This window comes from Anabaena sp. CCY 9613 (assembly GCF_963920895.1).
Lineage (GTDB): Bacteria > Cyanobacteriota > Cyanobacteriia > Cyanobacteriales > Nostocaceae > Cyanocohniella.
The window spans coordinates 46,137-62,428 of record NZ_CAWUDE010000019.1 but is presented as its reverse complement, the minus strand read 5'-3'; the positions used below and the strand labels follow the sequence as shown (position 1 = coordinate 62,428).

The 16,292-nt window shown below is 41.1% G+C and carries 13 protein-coding genes; 6 read left to right on the top strand and 7 right to left on the bottom strand.

Going from position 1 to position 16,292, the window contains the following annotated elements:
- Positions 1 to 63 precede the first annotated feature (63 nt).
- Positions 64 to 633, top strand: coding sequence for a RidA family protein (locus ACM0OT_RS19835; RefSeq protein WP_414566119.1), 570 nt, complete (start codon positions 64 to 66; stop codon positions 631 to 633).
- Positions 634 to 745: 112 nt separating this feature from the next.
- Here the strand turns inward: ACM0OT_RS19835 and ftsH3 are convergent, their stop codons facing one another.
- The 5 genes from ftsH3 to ACM0OT_RS19810 form a co-directional block, all read right to left on the bottom strand.
- Positions 746 to 2,584 carry an ATP-dependent zinc metalloprotease FtsH3 gene (gene ftsH3 / locus ACM0OT_RS19830; RefSeq protein ID WP_414566118.1) on the bottom strand — a complete coding sequence of 613 codons (1,839 nt, stop codon included), beginning with the start codon at positions 2,582 to 2,584 and terminating at the stop codon, positions 746 to 748.
- Positions 2,585 to 2,697: 113 nt separating this feature from the next.
- Positions 2,698 to 3,468: an aminotransferase class IV gene (locus ACM0OT_RS19825; protein WP_414566160.1), complete on the bottom strand. Its 771-nt coding sequence runs from the start codon at positions 3,466 to 3,468 to the stop codon at positions 2,698 to 2,700.
- A gap of 148 nt (positions 3,469 to 3,616) precedes the next feature.
- The gene (locus ACM0OT_RS19820; protein ID WP_414566117.1) at positions 3,617 to 4,141 is read right to left on the bottom strand and encodes a L,D-transpeptidase; all 525 of its coding nucleotides are present in this window, start codon (positions 4,139 to 4,141) and stop codon (positions 3,617 to 3,619) included.
- 471 nt (positions 4,142 to 4,612) lie between these two features.
- A complete protein-coding gene (locus ACM0OT_RS19815) occupies positions 4,613 to 5,125 on the bottom strand; it encodes a L,D-transpeptidase (RefSeq protein ID WP_414566116.1) in 513 nt (170 codons plus the stop codon).
- An 89-nt stretch (positions 5,126 to 5,214) separates the two neighbouring features.
- The gene (locus ACM0OT_RS19810) at positions 5,215 to 5,862 is read right to left on the bottom strand and encodes a bifunctional 4-hydroxy-2-oxoglutarate aldolase/2-dehydro-3-deoxy-phosphogluconate aldolase (protein ID WP_414566115.1); all 648 of its coding nucleotides are present in this window, start codon (positions 5,860 to 5,862) and stop codon (positions 5,215 to 5,217) included.
- A gap of 228 nt (positions 5,863 to 6,090) precedes the next feature.
- Between ACM0OT_RS19810 and ACM0OT_RS19805 the strand changes: the two genes are divergently transcribed.
- The 4 genes from ACM0OT_RS19805 to ACM0OT_RS19790 all read left to right on the top strand — a co-directional run bounded on the left by ACM0OT_RS19805 (position 6,091) and on the right by ACM0OT_RS19790 (position 11,907).
- A complete protein-coding gene (locus tag ACM0OT_RS19805) occupies positions 6,091 to 6,678 on the top strand; it encodes an HdeD family acid-resistance protein (protein WP_414566114.1) in 588 nt (195 codons plus the stop codon).
- Between the two features lie 423 nt (positions 6,679 to 7,101).
- Positions 7,102 to 8,961 (top strand): NAD(P)H-quinone oxidoreductase subunit F, encoded by a 1,860-nt coding sequence (locus tag ACM0OT_RS19800; RefSeq protein ID WP_414566113.1) that lies wholly within the window; start codon positions 7,102 to 7,104, stop codon positions 8,959 to 8,961.
- A 92-nt stretch (positions 8,962 to 9,053) separates the two neighbouring features.
- Positions 9,054 to 10,556 carry an NADH-quinone oxidoreductase subunit M gene (locus tag ACM0OT_RS19795; RefSeq protein ID WP_414566112.1) on the top strand — a complete coding sequence of 501 codons (1,503 nt, stop codon included), beginning with the start codon at positions 9,054 to 9,056 and terminating at the stop codon, positions 10,554 to 10,556.
- Positions 10,557 to 10,596: 40 nt separating this feature from the next.
- Positions 10,597 to 11,907 carry a CO2 hydration protein gene (locus tag ACM0OT_RS19790; RefSeq protein ID WP_414566111.1) on the top strand — a complete coding sequence of 437 codons (1,311 nt, stop codon included), beginning with the start codon at positions 10,597 to 10,599 and terminating at the stop codon, positions 11,905 to 11,907.
- Positions 11,908 to 12,021: 114 nt separating this feature from the next.
- Here the strand turns inward: ACM0OT_RS19790 and ACM0OT_RS19785 are convergent, their stop codons facing one another.
- Together ACM0OT_RS19785 and ACM0OT_RS19780 are read right to left on the bottom strand one after the other, a co-directional pair.
- Entirely contained in the window at positions 12,022 to 13,572 is a 1,551-nt protein-coding gene (locus tag ACM0OT_RS19785; RefSeq protein ID WP_414566110.1) for a hydantoinase B/oxoprolinase family protein, read from the bottom strand.
- 251 nt (positions 13,573 to 13,823) lie between these two features.
- Positions 13,824 to 14,243, bottom strand: a complete 420-nt coding sequence (locus tag ACM0OT_RS19780; RefSeq protein WP_414566109.1) for an endonuclease domain-containing protein — start codon at positions 14,241 to 14,243, stop codon at positions 13,824 to 13,826.
- A 267-nt stretch (positions 14,244 to 14,510) separates the two neighbouring features.
- On the opposite strand from ACM0OT_RS19780, the gene ACM0OT_RS19775 reads away from it, so the two are divergent.
- Positions 14,511 to 16,289: a GmrSD restriction endonuclease domain-containing protein gene (locus ACM0OT_RS19775; protein ID WP_414566108.1), complete on the top strand. Its 1,779-nt coding sequence runs from the start codon at positions 14,511 to 14,513 to the stop codon at positions 16,287 to 16,289.
- Positions 16,290 to 16,292 lie beyond the last annotated feature (3 nt).

Below are 16,292 nucleotides of genomic sequence, written 5' to 3'. Positions count from 1 at the left end.
AATAAAAGATAATAAAACTAAGTATGAGCAAAATAAAGAACTCATATTTTAAGGAGCTATTAAATGAATCGACGTATTACCAGTACTGTAAATTCGGTAGTCAGCAAATTAACGCGCAGAAATGCACTACTATGGCTTGGGGGTACTGGGGTAACTACTGCTTTGGTCGCAGGAGTACAGCAGGAAGCAAGTGCTAAACAACCCAAAGAAGTGCAATTGATTAATCCACCAACGTTATACAATGCACCTCAAAATGGCTATAGTCATATAGCTATTGCCCCGCAAAAGGGTACAACTGTCTATATTTCTGGTCAATTTGGTTCGGATTTGCAGGGTAATCTTGTCTCCCCCAACTATGAAGAACAAGTAATCCAGTCCTTTAAAAATCTCCGCTTTGCCTTAGAAGCGGTGGGAGCGCTACCATCAGATGTGGCCAAAACTACTGTGATGATTGTGGATCAGACAGAAGAAAAATTGATCCCTTTCGGTATGGAAGTTGGGAAACTTTGGGGTAATAAACCACCTGCTAATACTCTCATTCCTGTACCTAGACTGGCACTTGATGGGATGTTGTTTGAAATAGATGCTTATGTGGTGATTCCAGACAACCGTAAACGATCACCTTGGTCTTAACGACGATGGTTTTCTGGTAAATTTTCGGTTTTCCTAAGATTTCGCATAAAAATATCCCCGACTTTTTCAAAAAATCGGGGATCAGAATTGCTGAAACTGCGAGCAAATTTAATTAGGCAAACGCGGCCGTTTGCACATCATTATTTGCCAAAATTTCTTGCAATTCGTCAGAATCAACTGTTTCCTTCTCAACCAGCATTTTCGCAATTTGATCGAGAATGTGACGATTGTTAACTAATACTTCCTTGGCGCGTGTATAAGCTACATCCACCAACTTACGGACTTCTTCATCAATGGCCGCAGCAGTTTCTTCGGAGAAATCACGCTCTGACATGATATCTCGACCCAAGAACATATTACCTTGCTGACGACCAAGGGCAACGGGCCCCAAGCGATCGCTCATACCAAAACGAGTAATCATCTGACGGGCGACACGGGCTACCTGTTGTAAGTCGTTGGAAGCACCTGTAGTTACTTCTTCTTCACCAAAGATTAATTCTTCAGCTAGGCGACCACCCAAAGCCACAGCCATTTGATTTTCTAAATAGGAGCGGCTGTACAAACCAGTGTCCATGCGGTCTTCACTGGGGGTGAACCAAGTCAAACCACCGGCACGTCCGCGAGGAATAATACTGATTTTTTGTACTGGGTCATAATCGGGCATCAAAGCACCAACGAGGGCGTGACCAGCTTCGTGATATGCTACTAGGGTTTTGCGCTTTTCGCTCATTACCCGGTCTTTCTTCTCTGGGCCAGCTAACACGCGATCGATGGCATCATTGATTTCATCCATCGAAATTTCTGTTAAGTTGCGTCGTGCTGCCAAAATTGCGGCTTCATTCAGCAAGTTAGATAAATCTGCACCGGTAAACCCAGGAGTCCGACGAGCAATTTTATCCAAGTCCACATCTTTGGCTAAGGTCTTACCACGGGCGTGGACTTTGAGAATTTCGCTACGTCCAGCATAATCGGGACGGTCTACTACTACTTGACGGTCAAAACGACCAGGACGCAACAGTGCGGCATCTAAGACATCAGGACGGTTGGTAGCGGCAATAATAATAATACCTGTGTTACCTTCAAAACCATCCATTTCGGTAAGTAACTGGTTAAGAGTTTGTTCTCTTTCGTCGTTACCACCGCCTAAACCTGCACCCCGTTGACGACCTACAGCGTCAATTTCATCGATGAAGACGATACAAGGAGCATTGGTTTTAGCTTGTTCAAATAAATCGCGGACGCGGGATGCACCCACACCAACGAACATTTCGACAAACTCAGAACCAGAGATTGAGAAGAAGGGTACACCAGCTTCCCCAGCTACAGCCCGGGCTAGGAGGGTTTTACCTGTACCTGGAGGGCCTACTAACAATACACCTTTAGGAATTTTCGCGCCAACTGCGGTAAAGCGATCAGCATTTTTGAGAAAGTCTACTACTTCGTTTAATTCCAGTTTGGCTTGGTCAATACCAGCGACATCACCAAAGGTCACCTGAGTTTGGGGTTCCATTTGGACTCTGGCTTTGGATTTGCCAAAGTTCATCGCTTGACTACCAGGGCCACTTTGGGCGCGCCGGAGTAAGAAGAATAAGCCAACTAGAAGCAATACAGGGAAGAATAGACTGCTCAGTGCTTTAAACCAAAACCCTTCGTCTGTTTGGGGCAAAACAGAAATATCAACGCCTCTGGTGGTCAAAGTATTAACCAAATCAGGGTCGTTAACTAAAGTTACTACCTTTTTATTACCGTCGCTGGAGGTGACAAGCGCTGTAGAACGGTCTGCACTCAGACTAACTCTGTCTACTCTGCCTTGTTCAACTTCTTGAATAAATTGGCTATATCGCCATGTTTCTCTTGTTTGAGGTTGTTTGTCAAAGAACGCTGTTCCTAACGCAATGACAACTATAAAAAGCAGTGCATACAGCCCCGCATTTCTCCATCTTTTATTCACTGAGGTCTATCCTCCTGTATTTTTTGTGCGTTCTTGTAGCTTCTCTGAATATGAGAGGGCATTATTAAGAATTATGTTAACTTATCTTAAGGTATAACATAATGGTGCGGCACTCATGCTAAAAAAAGCTCCTTTATTTGCTGAAAATTAGGATGGTAGGGATTATATTGTAACGACCCTGTGGGCTGGTGAACGGTATGAATGGGGATAAATTCCACCACACTATTAGTGTAGGCGATCGCTTCAAATCTCCTGACAAATTCAGCATTCCAAGGTTCCTCGCGCACGCCTGACAGCCATTGCATCAGTTGTTTTCGGATAACTCCGGGCAAAATTCCCTCTGTTAGTGGTGGTGTCCACCAACTATTATCTTGCCATCCCCAAAGATTGCCTGTGGTGGTTTCCAACCAATTACCGTCGGAATTTACTAAAATTGCTTCTTGAGTGTGGGCATGATTCTTGGCCAGCCAAGCACTCAAATAATTACCAGTTTTATGAGAAGGAAGACTGCGACTAAATTCTGCTATGGCTAAACTTGTGGTAATGCCGTGCTGTTGTTTTTCGCGCAAATCTGGCGGTAAAAACTTGCCAGTGATCCACTCTCGCCCATCAGGAAACAGAGTAATTCGCAGTACAGGAAAGTTGGCTGAGAGGATTTCTGCACCTTGGCGCACCAGGTTCCAGTTTGGTTGTGTCCAGCTAAAAGATTGTAAAGAAAATAGCAGGCGATCGCAGTGAGCCACCCAGTTAGTTAAACTACTATCTAAAGATTTTTCATAAACCCGCAGTGTGGTGAAAATCGTCGCCCCGTAGAGTAACCCTGGATCGGTAATATTTAATTCTATCGTTGGGGATGTGATGATTTTGCCGTTATACCAGTAAATAGGATTTACCTCGCTAGAAAGTCGGAAGATGAGGGAATGAGGATCAAAACTTCCCAGTACCTAGTCCCCTTTGGGTACTCTACGAGAAGCCTTACTGTACTCCCCACTCCCTACGAATTAACAACTATTTTGCAGTGACGCCGGAAAATTATCGACGCACTACAACTAAAGTCCCATTGGGGGCCCAGTTAAAAAGTTGTCGCGCTTGCGGGACTGTCAAATTTACGCAACCACGACTAACTGGAGTCCCAAAACGGTTATGCCAGTAAGCACCATGAATCGCATAGCCGCGATGAAAATACATGGCATAAGGCACATCAGGAATATCATAACCCCTGCCGCGCATCCGGTTAACGCGATGCTTAGAGCCAATGCGAAAACTACCAGTAGGTGTGGGAGTGGAACGCTTACCTGTAGAAACACGGAAGGAATAAACTAATCTATTACCTTCCCATGCACGTAAACGTTGCTCGGATAAACTAATTTCAATGCGGCGGGGTTGAGAATTTTGCCGACGTTGAGAGATGAGGATGCTGCTGTTATTAACTGAAGCGGCGTTGGCTATAGCAGAGTTGGGGTCAGCAGTGGTTGATGGCGACCAGGAAATAAAAGTTGCGATCGTCAATGCTACGCCTGTACAGAAAGTTCCTGAGCAACGTATCCAACTTTGCATGTTGCGTTACCTTATATATTTGATTTGCTGTTGTCGGCAGATGGCAAGTAGTCTGAAGATTAGCTACTTCCACCGTTATTAATCGTGCTGTGCAAAAATCACATCGGTTCAGTTATTCACATAAGATAAATCTCTTATGCTTATTCCCCGTAACTGAACTGTATTAAGCTATCTATTCAATGCCTAAAAGGCTATTTTTATCCGAACTGTATTGAGGAGTCAAAGTAATTCGTAATTGTTAATTCATGGTTAACAACCCACGCATCAGGGGATGGAATCCCTAGAGTTATGGGCTTATGCAGTTTCAATTACAAATTACTTCAGTCAGGATTTACGCTAGATGTCTTGAGGGTATACATGATGAATTCCCTCTTCATATTTTTTATTTCTAGTTCTGTGATGATGAATCCGGAGATTTCCCGCGGAAATCTCCCAATTGTCTTGATTTCTGGTTATTTGCTAACCCAGTCTCTACTTATGAATGACAACTTGCGTCCCTAGGGATGCCCAATCGAATAGCCATTTAGCATGGTTAGGGGCAACATTGACGCAGCCTTGGCTGACTGGGGTACCAAATTTTTTATGCCAGTAGGCTCCATGAATACCATAATTGCCCTGGTAAAACATGGCATGGGGGACGTTGGGAACATTATAGTTTCTGCCCCGCATTCTGGTAGATTTGTGCTTCGATTGAATCTTAAAAGCACCAACACGGGTTGGGGTAGATTTTTTACCGGAAGAAATAATCACCGCATATACAGGTTTTCCTCCTTCCCAAGCTATTAAGCGTTGAGTTGAGAGATTAACTTGAATCCAGCGTTGATCAGATTTTTCTAGTGTCTGGATGGTTTGTTTAATTGTCTGGTTTTGAGAAGTTGCCCAGGTTTCATTGGCAGCAGCACCAATCACACTCAAGGATAGTGCTGTACCAACGACACATATTTTTAAGTGACGCACCCAGTCAGAAGTAATTAGGCTGTTCATAGATACACTCAAATGATGAAGTTTCAGAAAATCTTCTGCTTTGTATGTATACTTTTTAGCCTAAATTTTTTCTAAGTGCGGATTTTGTATCATTTTATTTGCAAGTTGTTTAACTCTTGGATGAGTTGATTGGCTTGCCAAGCGATCGCCTGCCAATTTCCTTGTGTCACCAGCCGTTGAGGAAATAATTGACCACTCAAACCCACAGCGATCGCCCCGGCTTGAATAAATTGGTGGGCATTTTCTAAGGTGACTCCCCCAGTAGGAATCAAGGGAATCTCACCTAGTGGCCCTTGTAAACTTTTAATATAGTTGGCTCCTCCTACCGCTTGCACAGGAAATACCTTCACACAGCTAGCACCATGATGCCAAGCTGTAACAATTTCTGTGGGAGTCAATGCGCCAGGGATAATGGGTACATCTTGAGCAACTGCGGCTTGAATCATAGCGGTATCCACATGGGGAGTGAAGAGGAACTGCGCTCCACAAGCGATGGCATCTTGTAACTGCTGCACATTAAACAGCGTACCCGTACCAATGAGACAACCTGGTAACTCAGCACGTAATTGAGAAATTAATTCCCCAGCACCATCGCTATTCCAGGTAATTTCAATCAGCTGCATTCCCCCAGAAGCCACAGCTATGGCCATTTGTTGAGCCAACTTCATCTTTGAGGCGCGAATCACTGCGATCGCTCGGTGTGTTTGCAACTGTGATAACCAAACTTGATTAGGCATTTTAACTTGGACTGACAACCAAAAGCAGATTTATCCCATACACAATAGAAGAGTTACGAATTATCTCACTATTTCTTGGGGGATATCAACACATCTAGCATCATGCAACTTTAGCTAGATGGAATTAGAGTTGGAGATTCTTAATCTGAATTTAGCTTGAGTCGAAATTTTATAAGTATAAAACCGGATCAGTTAGTAATTATTTAACACTAGTAACCAACTCCAACTATGAGACAAAACATTGACCCCTTGAGAATGGGAAGCCGCCTAGCTAAAAATTGGTGGACAGTTGCATTACGGGGAGTACTTGCCATTATTTTTGGTTTAGTAGCACTATTCTGGCCAACAATTACCCTCACAGCACTAGTACTTGTGTTTGCTGCATTTGTATTAATCAGTGGTGTGTTATTAGCCATCGCCGCCTTTAAAGATGGTTTGAATCATACCCACAGTTGGCTATTGTTGCTAGAAGGTGCCATCGGCATTGTCATTGGAGTACTGGCTTTTGTCTGGCCTGGTATCACTGCATTAGTCTTACTTTACCTAATTGCCGCTTGGGCGATCGTTACTGGCGTTTTAGAAATCATTGCCGCTATTCAGATACGCAAAGAAATTGAGAATGAGTGGCTGTTAGCCATAGCTGGTATTGCGTCGGTACTGTTCGGTGTATTGCTACTTATTTGGCCTGTGGCTGGAGCATTAGCAATTTTGTGGATCATTGCTGCTTACGCCATTATTTTTGGTGTGTTGCTGTTAATTCTGGCTTTTCGCTTACGGACTTGGAGAAGCGATGGCGTCAGCGCCCACCGTAGGTGATCACCGAACAATTCGCAATTCGCAGTAGAGCCTACGGATGCCGTTAGGCTGTACGCAATTCGCAATTGCGGACATAATTGGTAATTGATTCATCCTTGGTGTCAAAGCCGCTTTCTGTGGAGGAAGTCTACAGTGTACGCTTTATTGTCTGACAACGGAACTGGGGAAATTTACCAAAGAAGGACTAATCCATAGATATAAATCTATGGTTAAAATCAGAATTAGTAAATATAAGAATTAATTAGAGTAGACATCATCGATTTAGTTTGTTAAACAATTCCTTTTTGGCGAATATAACGGTAAGCTGAAAAGAATATTAAGCAAAAATAAATTTCCCTTATCTACAATAATTAGCTAACTGGAAGCAAAGTTAAATTTGCTACTAAGTGGCTAATTTTTGCTAACAATCCAGAGGTTAATTTCATGGCTCAGTTTCTCTTAGAGACTGTTTGGCTAGTTCCTTTATATGCCTTAATAGGTGGACTTTTAGCGATTCCTTGGTCACCTGGCATCATTCGCAAAACAGGGCCTAGACCAGCAGGGTATGTCAATTTAATCATGACATTTCTGGCACTAGTTCACAGTGTCTTGGCTTTTCCATTAACTTGGAATCAACCACCCCAAGAAATATTAATACCTTGGTTATCTACCGCAGGTTTAAACCTCACCATTGCTTTAGAAATTTCTGCCATAAGTGTGGGTGCAATGGCGGTCATAACTGGCTTAAATTTTTTAGCACAAATTTATGCCATTGGTTACATGGAGATGGATTGGGGTTGGGGGCGCTTCTATTCTTTATTGGGATTATTTGAAGCGGGATTATGTGCTTTAGCATTATGCAATAATCTGTTTTTCAGCTATGTAATTTTGGAAATCCTGACCTTAGGAACTTATTTATTAGTAGGTTTATGGTTTAGTCAGCCGTTGGTAATCACTGGCGCTAGAGATGCTTTCTTAACCAAGCGGGTAGGTGACTTATTTTTGCTGATGGGAGTCTTGGGGTTATGGACTTTATCCGGAACTTGGGACTACACAGAGTTAGCGGTATGGGCTGATAATACTCAAGTTGATCAGACAATAATTACATTAGTAGGTTTAGCATTAGTTGCTGGGCCAATGGGTAAATGCGCTCAATTTCCTTTGCATTTGTGGTTAGATGAAGCAATGGAAGGCCCTATTCCCAGTACAATTTTGCGGAACTCGGTAGTAGTTGCTAGTGGTGCATGGGTACTAATTAAACTACAACCTGTATTAACTTTATCGCCTGTAGTTTCATCATTTATTGTCGCCATTGGTGCAGTGACGGCTATCGGTGGATCTTTAATTGCGATCGCCCAAATTGATGTGAAGCGCTGTTTATCTTATTCTGTAAGTGCTTACATGGGCTTAGTGTTTATTGCTGTAGGCACACAACAAGACGATGCAGCTTTATTGTTGGTACTCACTCATGCTTTAGCATCGGCATTATTAGTCATGAGTAGCGGCGGTATTATCTGGAATGGCATTACCCAAGATGTGACTCAACTTGGCGGCTTGTGGACACGTCGCCCTATATCTGGTTTGGCCTTTATAGTCGGCACATTGGGGTTAATTGCCTTTCCCCCTTTAGGTAGCTTTTGGGCTTTGCTGAAATTAGCTGATGGACTGTGGGGAACTTACCCTTGGTTAGTGGTAATTATTATTACCGTCAACGCCTTAACAGCCATAAGTTTAGTCAGAGAATTCGGCTTAATTTTCGGTGGTCAAACAAAACAAATGAGTGAGCGATCGCCTGAAGTACATTGGCCCATGATCCTACCCATGATGATTTTATTTGGCTTTGTATTGCATTTGCCTTTAGTATTACAAAGCTTATCAATATTACCTGATTGGGCTAGCTTAAATAAAGATGTGGCACTATTACTCATTTGGTCAAGTATTTTTGGTTGTAGCGTTAGCGGTGTCATTTATTTAGGCAATATTCCCAAGCCCATCCGCCTACCTTGGAAACCGTTACAAGATTTGTTGGCATACGACTTTTACACCCCCAAACTTTATCGCATGACAATTATTTTCAGCGTTGCCCAACTTTCCAAGTTTGCTGATATGATTGACCGCTTTGTAGTTGATGGCATTGTGAATTTCGTGGGTTTATTTTCACTATTAGGTGGCGAAGGTTTGAAATACAGCAACACCGGACAGACCCAATTTTATGCTTTCACCGTACTTTTAGGAGTAGGCGTTTTATGTGCCTGGGTGACTTGGCCATTCTGGAGAATACAGTTTTTAGATTTGATGTTTTAGTGCTGAAAATCAAAACACACAAGGGTTTTTTCCACTCTCTATTCCCTACTCCCCACCCAAACTAATAAACTCATACACCAAACCAGATTTATATGTTGAGTGTTCTCATTTGGATACCAATTCTCAGTGCCATAATTATCGGTTTCTTGCCCGGTAAAATGGTTCCAGCAAGCCGCATTCGCTTAGTCTCGTTAACTCTCGCAGGTATAGTTTTACTCTGGAATTTATTTATTTTGCTGAAATTCGACATCAGCAATCCAGGGATGCAATTTCCAGAATATTTGCCTTGGAACGAAACCTTAGGATTGAGTTATCAACTAGGTGTTGATGGCTTATCGATCTTAATGTTGCTTCTTAATAGCTTACTTACTTGGATTGCGATTTATACCAGTGACAAAGAAACCGAACGTCCACGACTATTTTATTCGCTCATTTTATTCATTAGTGGTGGCGTTGCCGGAGCATTCCTAGCAGAAAACCTACTGTTATTTTTCTTATTTTACGAACTAGAATTAATCCCCTTTTATTTATTAATTTGTATTTGGGGAGGAGAAAAAAGAGCTTATGCCGGCATCAAATTCTTAATTTACACTGCGGTTTCTGGTGCTTTAATTTTGGCAACCTTCTTAGGAATGGTGTTCCTCACAGGTTCTACTAGTTTTGCTTTTGATGCCATATCTACCCAAACCTTATCCGCAGGGTTGCAATTTGTTCTCCTTGTCGGAATTATCTTAGGCTTTGGTATTAAAATCCCCTTGGTTCCCTTCCATACTTGGCTACCTGATGCTTATGTGGAAGCTTCTGCACCCATTGCCATTTTGTTGGGTGGCGTGTTGGCAAAGTTGGGAACTTATGGACTGTTGCGGTTTGGTATGGGGATGTTTCCCCAAGCTTGGAGTGTGGTGGCACCAACCTTAGCTATTTGGGGGGCGATAAGTGCAATTTATGGGGCAGTAATTGCGATCGCTCAACAAGATATCAAGCGCATGGTAGCATACAGTTCTATTGGTCATATGGGTTATGTATTGCTGGCTAGCGCCTCTAGTACATCTTTAGCGTTGGTGGGTGCAGTGGCTCAAATGTTTAGCCACGGTTTGATTCTGGCAATTCTCTTTCATTTAGTCGGGGTAATAGAAGCAAAAGTTGGTACACGCGAATTAGCCAAACTCAATGGCTTAATGAGTCCGATTCGTGGTTTACCTTTTATTAGCGCCTTACTAGTTCTCAGTGGGATGGCTAGCGCCGGGATTCCCGGTTTAACGGGATTTGTGGCAGAATTTATTGTGTTTCAAGGTAGTTTCTCGGTTTTCCCCTTGCCAACATTGTTATGTGTCGCCTCTAGCGGCTTAACAGCAGTGTATTTCGTCATCCTCCTCAACCGCACCTGTTTTGGTAAGTTGGATAGTAATTTAGCTTACTACCCCAAAGTTTTCTGGTCTGAAAAAATCCCTGCTATAGTCTTGGCATTTCTGATTATCTTTTTGGGCATCCAACCTAATTGGTTAGTGCGTTGGAGTGAAACCACAACTACAGCAATGATAGCGACGATTCCCCCCACAGAAAAAACCATAGTTGCTCAAGTAGCGCTCAAGTAATTCACATCATTTAATAAACCAGATTTAAGAGGCGATCGCAATGGTACAAACCCCAGAAAAACCTACTAAATTACCTTCTTCTCAGCATGAATTTGCTGATGTAATTCATCGGCTAGAAGCTGGCGGTTCTATGTTGCCAGATACGCCAGAAAATTTAATGCAAATTATCGGCATTTACAAAGCTTACGCTGTACCGATGGATTTCTATTGGCGTAATTTGTTGTATATTGCTGAACGAGTATTTTTAAATCCCTTGCCCTTATTTAAATACTTCCTACCCCAAGAGTATTTAGAACGGCACAATCATTATGCGGGTGATGATGCCGAGTTGAGAGTTTGGCGTGGTGAAGCCACAGCCCATCCTGAACTCTTAGCATTTATGGAAAAGGGTGAAACCTTAAAAATGCCCAAAATATTACATCACTTATTCCATGATCGCATCAATATGGAATTTGCCGAAGCTTGTATGCGGGCAATGTTTTGGCATAGAGGCATGGGTGGAAAATTTGACCCTTACTTAGACAGCGAAGAATATAAAGCCAATGCTGATAAAGCCATCAAAGCTTATTTTCAAGGTAACCCAGTGATGTTGGGGCTTTACAAACTGTTCCCAGATATGTTTCTCGAACAGTGCCGCCAAATGTCTTACTACGCAAATTTGGGGCTATTTTGGGAAGTCATGGCACCTGTATTTTTTGAAATGTCAGATTTGTATGACGAAGGGAAAATTACCACTGTCCCGGAAGCAATGAATTTTCTTGTCAATGGCATTTTTGCAGTTGCCAATCGCCCAATTTATCATCATGTATATATTCGTGGTGAATGCTACGAAATAATTCCTAAATCTCAAGGTTTTGTTTGGCTGTATGAAGCTGCATTACCTTATGTAGAAGCTGTGTTTTATCGGACATCACCCTTCCGGGGGACAAAATCCTACAACGCCCAAGCTAGACAAGTACCAACAGACCAAAAAGACTTTCATTATGGCATTCTTTATGCAGATGTGTTTCCCGTCGGGACTGCGGGTATTCCCCCGACATTATTAATGCAAGATATGTTGCACTTCTTGCCAGAATATCTTGTTGATTACTACAAAAAACATTGTCGCGGCGAAGAAGACATATTGATTCAGTTGGGAATTACTTTCCAACGGTCAATGTATAATGTCACCTCTGCGGTAATTCAAGCATTACGCACTGCTTTGCATCATCCTTTAGATGACCCCAACCCTGAACATTTACAAGCTAATAGAGACTTTTTTGAAGCCCAGTTAAATCGCTTTACTCGTTCTGAATATAATATTCGGGATGCTGCCCGTTTACGTGATATTCAAAGACAAGATTATCGATAAGTTTGTAGTAAGGGCTTAAGCCCTTTTTTGTCAAGCCCTGCGGGCATAGCTGCGCTTACCGCAAAGCGTCTCTGACAGGAGATAGAGAAGAGGACTAAAGTCCTGACTACAAACTTAAGAAACTGCACCAAATCCTCCTCCTCCTGGAGTTGCAATCACAAACACATCCCCTGGTTGCATCTCTACAGTTGCAGTACTACTTAATTCCTCCTGGGTTCCGTCTTGACGTTCTACGCCATTGCGTCCTACCTCTCCTGGTTCCCCTCCATTTAACCCAAAAGGCGGAACCACACGATGACTAGAAAGAATATTTGCGGTCATCGGTTCTAAAAACTTGATACGGCGGATAACTCCATTACCACCGCTATATTTACCTTTACCTCCACTTTCAGGACGCAGACTAAAACTTTCCACCAATACAGGATAACGGGTTTCTAAAACTTCTGGATCAGTTAACAGAGAATTAGTCATGTGGGTATGCACAGCATCAGTACCGTCAAAGTCAGCCCCGGCACCAGAACCACCGCAGATAGTTTCATAATATTGATAACGTTGATTCCCAAAAGTAAAATTATTCATGGTTCCCTGCGAACCAGCCATAACACCCAACGCGCCATATAAAGTATCGACAATGGTTTGGGAAGTTTCCACGTTACCTGCTACCACTGCGGCTGGATAAGTCGGGTTCAGCATACAGCCCACAGGTACAATGATTTCTAATGGGTTCAGACATCCAGCATTTAGGGGAATATTATCATCAACCAAAGTCCGAAAGACATATAAAACTGCTGCTTGAGTTACAGCTTTGGGAGCATTAAAATTGCTATTTAATTGTCCAGATGTGCCAGTAAAATCAATAATAGCACTACGATTTTCTTTGTTAATTGTGACTTTAACTTGAATTTTTGCTCCATTATCCATTTCATAAGTAAATGAGCCATCCTTAAGCAGATTTATGGCTCGTCTCACTGACTCTTCAGCATTGACTTGGACAAAGTTCATGTAAGCTTGGACTGTTTCTAATCCATATTGAGCTACCATTTTGCAGAGTTCTTGTACTCCTCTTTCATTGGCAGCAATTTGAGCTTTAAAATCGGCAATATTTTGTTCAGGATTACGCACCGGATAAGGATGATTTAAAAGTACATTTCGTAATTGAGTTTCTTGAAAATTTCCCTGTTCAACCAAGAGAAAATTATCAAATAAAATGCCTTCCTCTTCTACTGTAGTGCTGTGGGGAGGCATGGAACCGGGTGTAATACCACCGATATCAGATTGGTGTCCACGAGAAGCAACGTAAAAAATTGGAGTGGGGGTGTTTTCTAGGAAGACGGGGGTAATAGCTGTAACATCTGGGAGGTGGGTTCCGCCGTTATAAGGATTATTTGATAGATATACGTTTCCTGGTTGGATGGTGTCGCCTTTATCGTTAATTAAGCTGCGGACACTTTCACTCATTGAGCCTAAATGTACGGGAATGTGGGGAGCGTTGGCAACTAATAATCCAGAAGTGTCAAAAATAGCGCAGGAGAAATCTAAGCGTTCTTTAATGTTTACTGATGCAGCGGTGTTTTGCAGAACTATCCCCATTTGTTCGGCAATGAATTGGTAGAGGTTTTTGAAGATTTCTAAGCGAACGGGGTCGGGTTGAGATGTGGTGTACATTGTTAAATATTTATTATTGATAACATGGTTGGTCTTTCGTAGTAAGCATTATGAGAATTGGACTCTGTACGCTTTACATAAGCTTCTGCAAATGCTTCGTAGTCATTAAAATTCATAATTTCCTACTGCTATAAATTTATAAAGTAGAAAGTGGTAATTTAGATTTTAGTATAAGCGATCGCCTAAATCTTCAACACAGATAATACAGCAGTCTTTTCCCCCCTTCCCTCGTAGGGAAGGGGGTTAGGGGGTTAGGTCTCTTTACAACAAACTTGAGATATCAACAGCAAAACCTGAGCAAGTTCCTGTTGCACTAATTCATTCTTAATTCTTAAAAAACGTAGTCCTCTAGCTGACAAAACTTTATCACGTTCTGCATCGTATTCAGCTTGTTGTTCATGAATTTTTCCATCTAATTCTATTACTAATTTAGCAGCGTGACAGTAAAAATCTGCAATAAAACCATCAATAATTTGCTGACGACGAAAGTGTAAACCATTGAGGCGATTACCGCGAAGATATTGCCAAAGAATTTTTTCTGCTGGTGTCATTTGGCGACGCAGTTCTTTCGCACGTTGCATTTTATCTGGATGTATCTTTTGTCCGATGACTATGTTGTGAGTGTTGTCTTGTGTTGGTGGCGATGGGTGCGATGGTGTGGGATTATTCATGTATGAAATATAAAGACTGGTGTTGATTCATACATTATGGCTGACCTCTCCCCCAACCCCTCTCCGACGCGGAGAGGGGAGCTAGATTTATACATTTCCCTTTGTATTCAGGGGAAATATGTTGGGTTTGTGTGTGATCTAGGAAGTGCGATAGCAATTCAATTTTAAGAAATATTGATGTATTAAATACGACTTGTTTTTATCGTATAATTATTCGTTGTACATCTAATTTATACAATAGTTATTATGAGTATTACGCCTCGTGGAATGAGTGTTACAGAAGCTTATCGGCTCTATCGTTCCGGAAGTTTATTAGTGAATAGAAAGTATCAAAGAAAGCTTGTTTGGACAGTTTCAGAAAAAGAGAAATTAATTGGCAGTATTTTAAAAGGATATCCTATACCATTGATTCTACTAGCAGAACGCCCTCAGATATACGGTAGTAGCAAATATGAAATTATTGATGGAATGCAACGTCTTAATGCAATTTTTAGTTTTATTGAAAATTCTTTTAGTTTTGATGATAAATATTTTGATATTGATGAATTTTCTTATGCTAAACAATTGGCAATTGATGGTATTCTTAAAACTGAAAATAAAACAATAGATAATAAAAAGCTACAGACTAGTTGGCTCTCAGGTAAAGAATGTGCTGATGTTTTAGATTATCAACTTGCAGTGACAATATATACTGCAATGGCAGAAGAAGATATCACAGAAGTCTTTGGTCGTATTAATTCTAGTGGTAAACACTTAAGCAGCCAAGAAAGAAGACAAGCAGGTGTAACAACTGCATTTGCAGAATTAGTAAGAACCATCTCTATGGAGTTACGTGGAGATGTTTCAGATAAAGTATTACGTCTTACTGATATGCCAGAAATAAGTATTGACTCACAAAAAAGTAATCAAGGTTATAAAATTAAAGCTGAAGACACAATATGGTGTAAGCAAGGAGGCTTAACTGTAAAACAGCTTCGTGAAAGCGAAGACGAACAAATGATAGCTGATATTCTAGCTTCTATTTTGCTCAATGAACCTTTACCAGTAAGCACTGAACGTTTAGATAGTTTATATGATTTGAGTAGTAAATCTTCTCAATTTTTAGATAGTGCTTTAGCAACATATGGCTTTAAAAAATTAACCCAGGATATAATTACAACATTTGCAGTAATGAGAGAGACAATAGAAGCCTATAGCTCAGAACCTAAGTGTTTACTGCGTGTTGTCAATCCAAAAAGTAATAATCCTATCAGAACAGCATTTTACACTATTTTTATGGCTTTTTTCGAGCTAATTATTCGTAGAGAACTTTCTCCTGTTGATCCCGAAGGTATAATGAATGGTCTACGAGGACTTCAAAAAAAATTAGATTTGAGCAGTCACTATACAACAACAGAAGAGCGTAAGAGTAATATTAAGCAAACTATAGGTTTAATTCAAGATTGTTTCGCTAAAAAAGAACCATCTGCTTTAGGACATGGCGTTGAACTTGTACTTGATCTTGAAAACTCTTTGCGTCGTTCTCGCATAGAAACTTCTAGGTATGAATGTAAACAGGGGTTACTCGATTTATCCCCAAAAAGAAAACCCAATAAAAATTTACTAGAAAGAATTGTTGAAACTATCTGTGGTATTGCAAACTTAGGCTCAGACACCGATGGATATATTCACATTGGTATTACAGACTGTGAAACAGATGCTCAAAAAATAGAGGCGTTGGACAACATAAAACCCATTGAGATTAATGGAAGATATGTTGTAGGAATTGATAGAGAAGCAAGGCTACAAAATCAGACTGTAGAGCAATATGTGAGAGTATTAACTAATGCGATCCACAATTCTTCGCTAACTGACCCTTTAAAAACACAAGTATTAACAAAGTTTGATACAATATCATATAAGGGATTTTCTGTAATTAGAATTACCATCCCAATTCAAACTGATGTTTCATTTCTTGGGGAAAAAGTTTTCTCTAGAAAAGATTCCTCTACCATAGAAGTAAAGGGACGTGAGTTACTAGCTATTTCTAAGCTTTTTCAAAAATGAAAA